Origin of the sequence: Thiorhodospira sibirica ATCC 700588 (assembly GCF_000227725.2) — a bacterium.
Taxonomy (GTDB): domain Bacteria; phylum Pseudomonadota; class Gammaproteobacteria; order Ectothiorhodospirales; family Ectothiorhodospiraceae; genus Thiorhodospira; species Thiorhodospira sibirica.
On record NZ_MU255056.1, the window covers coordinates 2,267,862 to 2,280,671 of the forward strand.

Consider the following 12,810-nt stretch of genomic DNA (forward strand, 5'->3'; position numbering starts at 1 on the left):
AAAAAGTCTCCTGGGCGGGTGTTAACGCTGGCGGTAGGCCCAGCCTTGCAAGAGGTTGATGACAAATAACATCACTAAGGCAGCTGCCAGCACCACCGAGGCTATGGCGGCTGCAGCGGCATAATGGTATTCCTCCAGGCGGATCATGATCAGCAGCGCCGTGATCTCGGTATGGTAGGGCAGATTGCCGGCGATAAAGATAATCGCCCCAAATTCACCCAGACTGCGCGCAAAGGCCAAGGCAAAACCGGCCAGTAAGGCCGGCACCAATAACGGCAGAATAATCCCGCTAAAGATTTGCCAGGGGCTGGCACCTAAACTGGCGGCGGCTTCCTCAGCGGCTGTGTCCATGTCTTCAAGCACCGGCTGCACTGCCCGCACCACAAAGGGGGTACTGGTAAAAATCATCGCACTGATGATGCCCAGCTGGGTATAAACCACCGTGATTCCCAGTGCCTGTAACCATTGTCCAAACCAGCCATTTGGGCCTAGCAGATAGGTCAGCGACAAGCCTGCCACCGCCGTGGGCAGGGCAAAGGGCAGATCTACCATGGCATCTAGCAATCCCCGCCCCCAAAATTCATAGCGGGTGAGAATCCAGGCCAAGAGCAACCCTAAAAACAGGTTAAAAATCGAGGCAATCAGCGCCGAGCTGAGTGTGAGTTTATAGGTTGCAACCGCCCGTTCGCTGCTGATAATACGCCAAAACTCCGCCCAGCCGGGACTGGCGGCCTGGCTCAGTAAAGCGGCCAGGGGCAGCAAGACCACCAGACTGATAAACAACAAGGTGGTGCCCATGGTCAGACCAAAGCCGGGCAACACCCCGCGCACCCAGGGCTTACGCCGTGCAATCATGCCTGCAATCATTCTCCGCCTGGCGTGCTTGTTTCAAACCTTAAACAAATCGTCAACGTGCCCTACCGTCAGGATACTTTCTGCCCAGTGTTCCAGCTCGTCCAGACTGGCAGTCTCAATACGTGCGTGGGCCCACGCGGGGATCTCGCCAAACTTCAGCACCATCAATTTCTGCAACAGTTCTTTTTTTCCTTGATGCAGGCCAATTTCAACGCCTTCTTCGCGGCCTTCCTCGCGGCCTTCCTCGCGACCTGCCTGACGACCTTCATGGCGTCCTTGATCAATCAGGGCTTGATTCCAACGATCTACCTTATCTGCCAACATGTCATACACTCCGTAAAAATCATCGGTCTGTAGGTATTCTTCTTCCCATTGCAGGCCCAATGAGCGGCTTTTGCGCAGTAAAAAGCTGTGTTTGAACCACAATGCAAAATCTTGTTTGAGCTGTTGATCGGCCTCGCGTTTGAGGACTTCAAGGAAAGCCAGGCCCTTGGCTTTGAGTTCTGCCTCACTGTTGACCTGTTCGAGTTCAAACAGTGCCTGCACGCAGTTTTGCAGGGAGCTGGAATAGTGGGGGTGGCGGATGATGGCGCCTTGGTCCAGGAGCAGGTAGTGTGTTTCCGGGCAAAAGCGGTGCAAGCTTTTGGGGGTATGCGGGTCCAGTAAATTGCGCACATTTAAGGCGGCATTCCAGGGTTTTTCGCCGCTGTAGATGACGATAGGCAAAACCGGCGGCAGGTGCTTTGGGGCGGTTTTGCCGTTTTCTACGGGCGTGTTTTTGCGTTGCTGTTTTTCCAGATCCTGATACAGCAGGGCCAGATAGCCCATGATGCGCACCGCCATCATGGGGTCAATGGTGCTTTGAAATTCCAGCAACAAGACATACAGCCAATGGTCGGCCAGGCGCACTCGCCAGATGAGGTCGCTTTCGCGGGTTCTCAGGTCGTCACTGACGAAGCTTTTATTGATCAGCTCCAGGGTGTTGAGTTGCAGGTGTGTCAGCAGGGCTTTGGGGGCAAAGCCTAACAACAGGTCTGTCATCATCTGCGGATGCGCAAACAGGCGTTTGTAGCTGTGGTCGTGGGGGGTATGTGACCAGGCTTTGTGGTTAGGATCTTTGCGCATGAGCCTTGATGATCGTGTGGCGCGGGCGGTTTGCTACGTGTGCTCAGAGCCTGCCCGCGCCGTGCCGGGTTATTCAGGGTTGGTGATAACTGGAAAATAGCTGTGTATTGCCTTCCAGATCGAAACTGAGCACATGATATGGATCAAAGCGCTCGCCCATTTCCATGCCCGGTGAGCCGATGGGCATACCGGGCACCGATAAACCGCGCACCATGGGTGCTTCTGTCAACAGGCGCTGAATATCTTGTACCGGGACATGGCCTTCGATCAGGTATCCGTCAATAAAGGCGGTATGACAGGAACCGAGTCCTGCCTGCAGACCGCCTTGCTGTTTGATGCGATCCAAGGCGGCATGGCTGACATCGACCGCCTCAACGCCAATGCCTGCCGCTTCTACATGACGAATCCAGTCATCGCAACACCCACATTGCGGCGTCTTAAAAACTTTCATGTCCTGTGTGCTGTGAATCATTTGTCCAAAGCTGGATTGGGGATCAATGCGCAGATCCGCGCTGGCGGTGGCACCAACACAAAGGCATACGAGCGCGACAGCGCATAAACGACGGTAGCGGTACATGATGTATAAATCCTCATGAAGAATGGATGAAAACAGGGCTATTTAGACAAACACATGGGGCTTACGGATGACAAGCTGCACCGTGTTATCCGCAGCTATATGCAGGGCCGCAAAACGCGCCTGCGTCATATCTGCCGGGATAAGTGCCTGGGTTGCGTGCAGACGCAATGCCAGACGCACATAAGGCCCGATCATGGCGATTTGCTCCAGGGTGGCCGTTAATGCCGATCGGGTATCATCAGGGGGCAGCACCTCGATGTCATGCGGGCGAATATACACCCTCACCGCGCCCTCATGCGAAAGCCCTGGTGCGGCGGTGCCCACAACCTGATCGCCGCAATAAATTACTCCTTGCCGGAGGTGGGCAGATATTTGATGTGCCTGACCCAAAAAAGTGCAGACAAAGGGGTTCGCTGGTTGATCATACACCTGCTGCGGGCTACCGCTTTGCTCAATACGCCCCTGATTCATGATCACGATATGATCCGAGATTTCCAGTGCTTCTTCCTGATCATGGGTGACAAACAGGGTGGTCACTGCAATCTCACGGTGTAGCTGTTTAAGCCAGGCACGCAGCTGTGCACGCACCTGTGCATCCAATGCCCCGAAGGGCTCATCCAGCAACAACACCCTGGGTTCAACGGCCAAAGCCCGGGCCAAGGCGATCCGCTGGCGTTGCCCGCCGGATAGCTGCGCAGGTAAGTGTTTGGCCGCCCATGCCAGCTGTACCAACTCCAGCAGCGCCATGACCCGCTTGCGAATCACCGGCTTACTGGGCCGTTCGCGCCAGGGTTTGATCTTAAGTCCATAGGCGACATTATCAAACACCGTCATGTGCTTAAAAAGCGCATAATGCTGAAAGACAAAACCCACCTGGCGGCGACTGACATGCAGATGGCTGACATCCTCACCGGCAAAGCGAATCACCCCCTGATCAGGCGATTCCAGCCCGGCAATAAGGCGTAGCAAGGTGGTTTTACCCGAGCCAGATGGCCCCAGCAAGGCACTCAGACGACCGGCGGGAAAGCGCAAATGGATATGATCCAATACCTGAAAACGGCCAAAGTGTTTGCCCACATCACTGAGCTCAATGGACAATAACGCATCCCCGCTCATGCTACCCCCCGGCTTGGGTGATGTTTGGCCAGCGCCTGTAAGTCGGTATGCGTGGGGGGATGTGGCCAAACCTCAATCTGCGCCGAGCGGATATGCGAAAAACACAGCTCGATAAAACGATAGGCAAATCCACGCAGATAATAGCCACGTCGCAGGGCAATGCGCGTGGTATTCATATCAAACAGCGCCGCGCTCTCCAAAAGATGCAAACCATCATCGCGCAGGCTGCTGTAGGCCATCGGCGCGATGATGCCAATGCCTAAATCCAGGCGTACATAGGTTTTGATCACATCGGCATCCATGGATGATAAAACAATATCCGGTTTCAGGCCGGCCCGCGCAAAGGCCCGGTCAATCTGCGAACGTCCTGCAATGCCTTCGTGATAGGTCAGAATGGGGTATTGGGCCAAGGCCTCCAGACTCAGCTCAGGCAGCTGCGTCAAGGCATGCTCACGCGGCACCACCACACAGTGTCGCCAGCGATAGCACGGAAACGATCCCAAATCAGCGACATCCGCCAGGGCCTCAGTGGCCACCCCGACATCCGCCCGGCCCTCAACCAGCATGGCCTTGATTTCACGCGGATTGCACTCATGCAAGACCAAATGTACCTTGGGAAACAGGGTTTTAAAGGCAACCACCACCTGCGGCAAGGCATAACAGGCCTGGGTATGCGTGGTGGCCACAATCAGCTCGCCTTGCTCGCAATGCCTGAAACGGCAAGACAGATTTTTGATGTTTTGGGTATCAAGCAACATCCGCTCGACGATTTCCAAAAGCTCCCCACCGGCCTCCGTCAATCCCAGCAGGCGCTTGCCCTTGCGCACAAAAATCTGCACGCCCAATTCCTCTTCCAGATCCCGGATATGCTTGGAAACGCCCGATTGTGAGGTAAACAAGGCATTGGCAACCTCGGTCAGATTGAAATTGCGCTTAACCGTCTCGCTGATGATCCGTAATTGCTGAAAATTCATAAAATTCCTGTCACGGCGATGCGGCGCCCGGCGGGCGCATCCATTGGGCCAGATAACGCGGCGAGGGTTCGCTCAGATAAGACGCCACAAACTGCCCCAAACCCTCGGGATTTAGCTCATCTAGGCGTCCCTCCAGCACGCTTTCGGGATAAGCCCGCGCCCACCTAAACACGGCGCGATCCGTCACCTGCGTGACCCACAAACGCACCGAGTGCGCGTGTAGTTGCGCCCATGGGCTGGCCGATTCCTGCGCTGTGCGGGCCAGGGTATCTTTATCCACACAGACCCAGCCCACGCCAAGTCGCGCCAATAAGGACACATCAAGCTCATCGGGTAACCCGGCAGCCGCCAGGTGATACCCGCGCGCCACAAAATTTTGCGCCGCATAACGCACATGCGGGTCCTGCTGCAAGGATGCTGTGGGTAATTTAAGAATGATCTGCCCAGGCGCCATGCCTAATTTTTGCAAAAGCGCTTCAAAGATCAAACCATGCTGGTCCTGCACCGCACCCACATGACGCAAATGTACGGCCAGCGCCAGATATTCGCGCCGATCGCGTGTTTGATTGAGGTGATAGAGGGTATGCAAGGTGCGCAGGAAACGATCCAGAAACACAATATCATCGACATCGGTGGCATGGATATAAATCGATTCGGGGTGCATCCAGCCGCCGTGCCCGGTTTCAATCATGAAATGCCCAAACCGCCCAAAGAGCGGATACCCCCTCGGTGTGGCATACACCAAGGCCAGCTGATAGGGAATCAGGGTAAATCCGGCAACCTGGGCACCGATGCGCCCGTGGCTGTAAACAAAGCGGCTATGACGACCCAGGGCCGCCTGTGGATGCTGTTTAGGCAGGTGTTGGTTTAGGTAATGGACAACCTCGGTCAATGGCATGGCAACGTGCTCTCGTCAAGAATCTATCAGAATTGCGATCAAATAACCGGCCGGAGTAACACCCGGCATCCACACAACAGACTCGACAAGGCATAAACATCATCAAAACTCCGAAAAAACGAGACACAGGCTCTGCATGGAACACCTAACTATTTAGCCACAGCGGCCTGTGCCACACAACGCATAAATCCTGCGATCTTTATCACTTTTTTTGCTAAAGACGCCGACTCGTTACCCGAAAACGGGCGGCATCGCTACCGGGAGCGCGGAGCACCCGCTCCGCACCGGGGTGGGAGAGCTCCAGCGCTCCTGTTTTATTATAAGACGTGGCGGCAAAGACTCTCCCCCTGCCAAGGGGAAGTCCCGCCGCAGGCGGGGAGGGGGTCAGTTTTTTAACACATAACCACCCCGCCCCTGACGGGGCACCCCTCCTTGAAAAGGAGGAGAGTTTTTGACGTGGCGACACCTTCCAGGTGTCGCTTGAAAACCAGCGAACGCAAGATGCGTCCGCCACGCTGTGGCGGCATCATCCTGATGCCGCATGAAAAACACAGCGACGGCTGCCTGCCTGCCGCCACGGTGATGACTACGCCGCTTGCTGGCCTAAGGCCGCGTCAATGCGCGCCAGTAATTCCGGGAAGTGTTCTGCATAATACAGCGGCTGGGTTTCTCGCGGGTTTTGTGCGCTGGTTTCGTTGCGTCCATAGCGTAAACCCGCTTCGGTGAGATGTTTAAAACGCTTGTTGTCGCTGCGGCTGTAGCGGCTATGGTGCTGTTTGAGCAGGGCGGTAAGGGATTGCACCACGGGTTCTTCGCTGTAGGCGGGGAGAAATCCGGTATCCAGTCCTTCACTGGCGCCAAGTTCATGGAGCATTCGCAGGATGCTGGGTTGGGAGGGTTTGAGAATATGTACCGAGGTTTTGAGTAATTCGCCCTTGGCGCAAACCCGCTCAATTAGGGGTGTCACCGGGCTGGGTGGGAAGAAGACGGTGGCGGGTGGGGAAAATGGCGGTGAGGCGGTGGCTGTCTGCTGGGCTTCGAGTTCTTGCCAGCGTTGGATGACTTTGAAACGGGCTTTGGCGTCGTAGCCGGTGAGCAGTGTCAGGGTGTGGTTTTTGTCGAGGTGGTAGGCAATAACGTAATTTCGCGCATCCCGATCAAGGCTAATGCCTTGAATTTCCTCATGGCTCAAAACTGAGCCATCCTCTTTGTAAATATGATCCAACATTGTGCGTATATCGCGGCAAGCATTTTTATATGGCTTTTTACTTTTTGATCTAATGACCGCTACATCATTATTCACTACCATTTGTGGGGCTACCAAATATCCATGTGGAACATCACCGCACTAAGCCGCCGCCGGGCCAGACATTTAGCCCGAATGATCGGCGTGCTGGGGGTTTGCAGCCTGATCATTTTGCCGGTCGATGAAGATGCAGGGCTTTATAACCTCTACCAGCGGCTGCAGCTGATGGCCTATGACCAGACGCTGCAGTGGCTGCCTCGCCCGCACGCTACGTGCCGCTGTTCCGCCGCTGGTGATTGTAGATATTGACGAACGCTCGCTGCAGCGCGAGGGACACTGGCCCTGGCCGCGTGAACGTCTGGCGACGCTGCTGATGCGTTTGCAGGCTGCCGATGTGGCGCTGGTGGTCTTTGATATCCTCTTTGCCGAGGCCCAACACAACCCGGTGGAGCAAATATGGCCATATCTGGATAATCCTGGCCTGCAGCAGGCCCTGGAGGCATTGCGCCCACAGCTGGATCAGGAGCGCACATTCAGCGAGGCTCTGGCACAGCAGCCCAGCGTACTGGGCTATGTCTTTCGCCCCCTGGATCAGACCCCGCCCACAGGCCAGCTCCCCGCCCCGCTAGCGCTTGTCCCCCCTATTGACACATTGCAGCTCCCTATCCCCCCCATGCAAAGCTATTCCGCACCTCTGCCGATCTTAATGCAGGCCGCCGGAAGCGCGGGCTTTTTTAGCTTGCATCCCGACCGATGGCCAGGGGCAAATGCTGGTGCCCTATCGTGGGCCATTTGGCCACTTTCCCTATGTCTCCGCCGCCCACGTTCTGGCCGGTGAGGTTGACCCGCACATGCTGGCCGGGGCCATCGTGCTCGTGGGCACCACCGCGCCGGGTCTGTTTGATCTGCGCGCCATCCCTCTGCAAGCCGCCTATCCCGGCGTAGAAATCCAGGCCAACGTACTCACGGCCATTCTGGGCGAAGCCTATCTGGTGCAACCCAGTTGGGCGCCTGGCGCACAAAACGTGTATTTCCTGATGGCCGGGCTACTGCTGGCACTGTTATTGCCGTCATTGAGCGTCGTGTGGCAACTGGCGCTGGCTGTGTGCGTGGGGCTGGTGATCGTAGGGCTTAACACCACGCTGTGGATCTGGCACGGCCTGGTGCTTGACAGCGCCGGGCCGCTGCTATTGATGGCAGTCTTGCTGGTCTTCAACATGGGTTGGGGCTTTTTCTTTGAAACCCGTACCCGGCAACGCCTTAAAAATATGTTTGGGCAATACGTGCCACCCGCGCTGGTCGAACACATGAGCGAGCGGCCGGGGCAATTTGGCTTTGCCGGACAGTCCCGCGAGCTGACGGTATTATTTGCCGATATTCGTGGTTTTACCCAGCTCTCCGAGCAACTGCGCGCCGATGCGCTCAAACAGTTTCTCAATCAGTACTTTACCCCGATGACGCGGATCATCTTTGCCCAGCAGGGCACCATCGACAAATACGTCGGCGATATGATCATGGCCTTCTGGGGTGCCCCGGTAGACGACCCCGAACACGCACACCATGCCATCGAGGCCGCCCTGGAAATGCTCAACGAAACCCAACGGCTCAGCCAGAGCTTTATCCGCAAAGGCTGGCCACAGGTGCGCATCGGCATCGGCATCAACACCGGCCTGATGAATGTCGGCGACATGGGCTCCCAATACCGCCGCGCCTATACCGTCCTGGGTGATGCCGTCAACCTCGCCTCGCGCCTGGAAAGCGCCAGTAAATATTACGGGATTGATCTACTCGTGGGGGAGCGCACTCACACGCTGGCACAGCCGCATTTCCTCTGGCAAGAAGTAGACTGGGTCCGGGTCAAGGGCAAGCAACAGGCCGTCCGGATCTATCAGCCGCTGTGTCGTATCGCCAAGGCAAGCCCGGCACAACACGCACAGGTCCAACAATTCCAGCAATTTTTACACGCCCTGCGCCAGCAACATTGGCAACAGGCCAGCACCCACCTGCACGCCCTGCAACAAAACCACCCCACAAACGCCCTATACAGCCACTACCAGCAACGCCTGCACACCCTGCACACCCTGCACACCCTGCACACCCTGCACACCCACCCCCAGACTGGGACGGCAGCTTGACCTTGCACGAAAAATAAAACATCGCAGATGTGTTCTGCGGCTTCATGCGAGGCTGCCGCCACATGTGGCGGACGCATCCTACGTTCGCGGGGTATTTATGCGGCATCAAGATGATGCCGCCACCACCCCCAAATCCGCTATACTGCTGCTGTTTTTTGCTCCCCCCAACAACACCCCCGACACGGAACACGGAGAAGCAAACATGTCAAACACCCCCAACCACCTCTTCCAACCCAAACTGCTCGCCCGCCACATAAACCCCAACGCCACAATCCCTGCCGCCCACCTCGAACAACTACACAACTGGCAAAGCCACATCGAACAGGGAGCCATCGCCAAACAAAAAGAAGAAGCCCTGCAAGGCGTCTTCATCGAACGCATCCTCAGCGGCATCCTCGGCTACCAATCCTTCGGCGGCAAAGGCCCACACTACACCGTCGCCAAAGAATACTGGCTCGGCCGAGGCAAAGCAGACGCAGTCCTCGGCCACCTCCACCACGACAAACAACACGACCAAATCATCGCCGTGTGCGAACTCAAAAGCGCCAAAACCCACAACCTCGACGCCATCATGTCCGGACGTGGCAAAACCCCGATACAACAAGGCTGGGAATACGCCCACGACGCCAAAGGTTGCCAATGGGTCATCGTCAGCAACTACCTCGAACTACGCCTCTACGCCGTAGGCGAAACAACACACGTCTACGAACACTTCGCCCTCAACCGCCTCACCGACCCCGCAGAATACACCCGCTTCATACTCTGCCTCGCCGCCGACCAACTCCTCACAGGCCGCACCCGCGAACGCCTAACCCAAAGCCAACAAATCGACCAAGACATCACCGCCCAACTCTACCGCGACTACAAAAACCTGCGCGAACGCCTCCTCACCCACCTCATCCACGACAACCCCGGCCACGCCCCCGCCAGCCTACTCGCCCCGGCGCAAAAACTACTCGACCGCGTCCTCTTCATCGCCTTCGCCGAAGACCACGGCCTCATCCCCGACAACAGCATCCACAACGCCTACACCCACGCCAACCCCTACGACCCCCAACCCATCTACCAAAACTTCAAAGGCCTGTTTCGCGCCATCGACCAAGGCAGCCACCCCCTCAACATCCCCGCCTACAACGGCGGCCTCTTCGCCGACGACCCCCAACTCAACCACCTCATCATCAGCGACAGTCTCTGCGAAGGCTTCAAAGTCCATGTTACGGATAAACACGCAGCTGCATATTGAATGGATCCCGGCCTGGAAATAGCTCGCCACCCGCTTGGGCAGCTTTTGCAGTTTGCGAAGATGGGACAGTGCGTTCTGTTTCAATATTTGGATGCTTTATGCCCCGCTTAATGCTGTGAGATGACCCGTGAGAGAGGCTTGAACCCCTTTTCCCTGGCAAAGTGACCGACGGTGGTGTGAGCGCCAAAGACAAGCGATTGTTGGTAGTTCCCCAAACTTGGTGTGCCGCAAGCAGATGTTACTGCGGACTTTTTGAACTATACTAAGGGTGTCAGTCCAAGTAATACGATCCACATTAAACGCATGATGGCCAACGAGAAGCTGACCCGTGCCATCAGCGGCGTAGGCTTTGGGATATTTCGCTGGCAGATGGAATACAAGGCCAAGCATTGCAGGACGCATTTGTTGATAGCGGGCCGCTGGCGTACAGGCAGCCCGGTGTTCGGTGTGTGGCTGGAAAACAAAGCGTTGATGCTGCAAGACCAGTACTGGACGTGCCCGCATTGCGGTACCCACTATGATCGAGACATCAATGCAGCACGAAATTTAAAACGGCTGGCAACCGAAACTGCCCTACCCGTGGCGAGTCCGACCGGCAACGGCGGCGCTGCTTCTGGAATGGTTCCAGGCGTAGTCGGGGAAGTGACGCCTGTCAGAGACGAATTCGGTCAACAAGACGGTTCGGGGCAGGAAGTGAACGGTGCGCACTTTGGCGCACGTTTTTGAGGGCAGGATTCGTTATGGTTATCACACCTGTTGTTGTTGACGCCCCGATGTTAACCCCGCCGCCGCTGGCAAATGCTAACGAGGCTGAGGTGCAACGGGTTGGTGGTGGGGGCACTGAGATGAAAACCGAGGCTCCGCGCCCGGTGGTCAGTGCGCAAGAAGGCGAGGCCTCGCGCCGCAGTGAAACCGATGCGCCTTATGAGAGTGGCATCAACCCCAATGTTGATCAAACCCCGCAAACGCTGGCTGCCGAGGCGCGGATGAATGCCGCCCGGGAGCAGGCCTTTGCTGGTTATAGCGAGGCCGATAATGCCCCGCCGCCAGCCAGTAATGCACAGATCAATCAGCAGCTGCAAGGCACCTTGGCCGCGTCAAATGCGGATAATGGCAGTGTGATTGATATGATTGCCTGATTTTTGCAGGCTTTGGCGGATCATTGATGACAGCTGGCGTTGTTGCTGCGTTTCTGGCGCTTTTCTTACCCACAGCAAGTGTCTTGCTGTGGGTTCGTTGTTTTTGGGGCAGTGCTCAGCCGGGGGCGTGGGCCTTGGCGCTGGCATATAGTTATACCTTGGGGCTGTTGCTCAGCACCGTGTTATTGCGGGTCTGGGATTTTATCGGTCTGGGCGTGTCGGTATCGTTAAGCCTGGCTTTCTGGGCAGTGCTGGGGCTTGCCGCGCTATGGTTCCGGCGCCGCTGTTTGCTGCGTTTGGCGCGAGCGATGGCGTTGCCTTGGCGCGGCGTATCCACTGCAAGCCTGTGCGTTGGCAGTTTGCTCCTCGCGCTGATTGGTGTACGGCTGATCTCGCTGGCGCTGGAGCTTTGGTGGCAGCCGGTGTTTGCCTGGGATGCCTGGACCACATGGACACTGCGCGCCCGCGTGTGGGCTGAATATGGGGCGCTGGTGCCGTTTATGTCGGTAAGCGCTTGGCTTGAGCAAGCTTCGCCGGTGGGGTATCCGCTGGATGCCGCCCATTATCCCCTGACGGTTTCCCTCATCACGACCTGGATGCTTTTGGTGCTCACGGAGCCCCATGCGGGTCTGATGCATCTGCCGTGGCTGGGGGCATGGCTGGCGTTATTGCTGGGCGTTTATGGCCATGCCCGTTATTACGGCCTGCCGGGCTGGCTGGCGCTGGTGTTGATCTATGTGCTGGCCTCCTTGCCCTTGTTAGGTATGCATGTGGCATTGGCCGGCTATGCTGATCTGTGGATGGCGCTGGTGTTGCTGCTGGGAGGGCTTGCCTGGTGGCGGTGGTTGTGGCAAGGACAGGCCGTGGATTTCTGGCTGGGCTTGGGGCTGCTGCTTTGGCTGCCGCTTCTGAAAATTGAGGGCTGGGTGTGGTTATTGCCGTTTGTGGCGGCATGGGGGGTGGCCCGTGTACCACGGCGTTTTTATTTAATTACCGCAGTGGGTGGGTTGCTGCTGCTTGCCGGGTGGCTCAGTGGCGGAGTGCAGTTGAGTCATGTACCGATCATCGGCACGCTGCATCTGACGCCTTCACTGATTGCGGTCGGCGAGTCCTTCCAGTTGCAACTGGGCTTTAACCGTCCGGCACTGGAGGCGCTGATACGGCATCTGTTTTTGTGGGGACAGTGGCATCTGCTGTGGTATGGCCTGCTCCCTGGCGCGGTATTGCTCATGCTGGCCAGTGTGTGGCAGCCGACCTTGCGGGCGGCGAGTGTGACGGTGTTTGCGCTGTGGGGATTATTGCTGTTGCTGTTTTTATATACCCATGCCTCCATGTGGGTGATCAGCGGTACGGCGGTTAATCGTCTCTTGTTACACAGTGTGCCCCTGGCAAGTTTTTTTGTAGTGTGGGGCATCTGGCACCTGAGGCATGGCAGGCTCGATGCGAATGCAGCCCGCCATACCTCGCCCTGACCCGTTGCGCGACAAGCCCCGCCGTTCAGG

General features: G+C 56.9%; 12 protein-coding genes and 1 pseudogene. 6 read left to right on the forward strand and 7 right to left on the reverse strand.

Features of this window, described 5'->3' with window-relative positions; genetic code table 11:
• Positions 1 to 21 precede the first annotated feature (21 nt).
• From cysT to THISIDRAFT_RS10600, 7 genes are all read right to left on the reverse strand, one after another.
• Entirely contained in the window at positions 22 to 855 is an 834-nt protein-coding gene (cysT, locus tag THISIDRAFT_RS10570) for a sulfate ABC transporter permease subunit CysT (protein ID WP_040851235.1), read from the reverse strand.
• Positions 856 to 888: 33 nt separating this feature from the next.
• Positions 889 to 1,980, reverse strand: coding sequence for an Rpn family recombination-promoting nuclease/putative transposase (locus THISIDRAFT_RS10575; RefSeq protein WP_006786044.1), 1,092 nt, complete (start codon positions 1,978 to 1,980; stop codon positions 889 to 891).
• 73 nt (positions 1,981 to 2,053) lie between these two features.
• Complete coding sequence (locus THISIDRAFT_RS10580) at positions 2,054 to 2,557, reverse strand: DUF411 domain-containing protein (RefSeq protein ID WP_006786045.1); 504 nt, start codon at positions 2,555 to 2,557, stop codon at positions 2,054 to 2,056.
• Positions 2,558 to 2,599: 42 nt separating this feature from the next.
• Positions 2,600 to 3,673 (reverse strand): sulfate/molybdate ABC transporter ATP-binding protein, encoded by a 1,074-nt coding sequence (locus THISIDRAFT_RS10585; RefSeq protein ID WP_006786046.1) that lies wholly within the window; start codon positions 3,671 to 3,673, stop codon positions 2,600 to 2,602.
• A complete protein-coding gene (locus THISIDRAFT_RS10590) occupies positions 3,670 to 4,647 on the reverse strand; it encodes a CysB family HTH-type transcriptional regulator (RefSeq protein WP_006786047.1) in 978 nt (325 codons plus the stop codon). The genes THISIDRAFT_RS10585 and THISIDRAFT_RS10590 overlap by 4 nt, the downstream gene beginning before the upstream one ends.
• A 10-nt stretch (positions 4,648 to 4,657) precedes the next feature.
• A complete protein-coding gene (locus tag THISIDRAFT_RS10595; protein WP_006786048.1) occupies positions 4,658 to 5,545 on the reverse strand; it encodes a hypothetical protein in 888 nt (295 codons plus the stop codon).
• Between the two features lie 586 nt (positions 5,546 to 6,131).
• Positions 6,132 to 6,737, reverse strand: a complete 606-nt coding sequence (locus tag THISIDRAFT_RS10600) for a Rha family transcriptional regulator (RefSeq protein ID WP_246585377.1) — start codon at positions 6,735 to 6,737, stop codon at positions 6,132 to 6,134.
• A gap of 286 nt (positions 6,738 to 7,023) precedes the next feature.
• Here THISIDRAFT_RS10600 and THISIDRAFT_RS10605 point away from each other — a divergent pair.
• The 6 genes and pseudogenes from THISIDRAFT_RS10605 to THISIDRAFT_RS10630 all read left to right on the forward strand — a co-directional run.
• A pseudogene (locus THISIDRAFT_RS10605) lies at positions 7,024 to 7,792 on the forward strand (CHASE2 domain-containing protein); the annotation flags it as partial.
• Between the two features lie 306 nt (positions 7,793 to 8,098).
• A complete protein-coding gene (locus THISIDRAFT_RS14865; protein ID WP_246585425.1) occupies positions 8,099 to 8,926 on the forward strand; it encodes an adenylate/guanylate cyclase domain-containing protein in 828 nt (275 codons plus the stop codon).
• 97 nt (positions 8,927 to 9,023) lie between these two features.
• Positions 9,024 to 10,169, forward strand: a complete 1,146-nt coding sequence (locus tag THISIDRAFT_RS10615) for a type IIL restriction-modification enzyme MmeI (protein WP_221913998.1) — start codon at positions 9,024 to 9,026, stop codon at positions 10,167 to 10,169.
• A gap of 252 nt (positions 10,170 to 10,421) precedes the next feature.
• A complete protein-coding gene (locus tag THISIDRAFT_RS10620; RefSeq protein WP_139063930.1) occupies positions 10,422 to 10,895 on the forward strand; it encodes a zinc ribbon domain-containing protein in 474 nt (157 codons plus the stop codon).
• A gap of 14 nt (positions 10,896 to 10,909) precedes the next feature.
• Positions 10,910 to 11,308 (forward strand): hypothetical protein, encoded by a 399-nt coding sequence (locus THISIDRAFT_RS10625; RefSeq protein WP_006786054.1) that lies wholly within the window; start codon positions 10,910 to 10,912, stop codon positions 11,306 to 11,308.
• A 26-nt stretch (positions 11,309 to 11,334) separates the two neighbouring features.
• Positions 11,335 to 12,780: a hypothetical protein gene (locus tag THISIDRAFT_RS10630; protein ID WP_006786055.1), complete on the forward strand. Its 1,446-nt coding sequence runs from the start codon at positions 11,335 to 11,337 to the stop codon at positions 12,778 to 12,780.
• Positions 12,781 to 12,810: the final 30 nt, after the last annotated feature.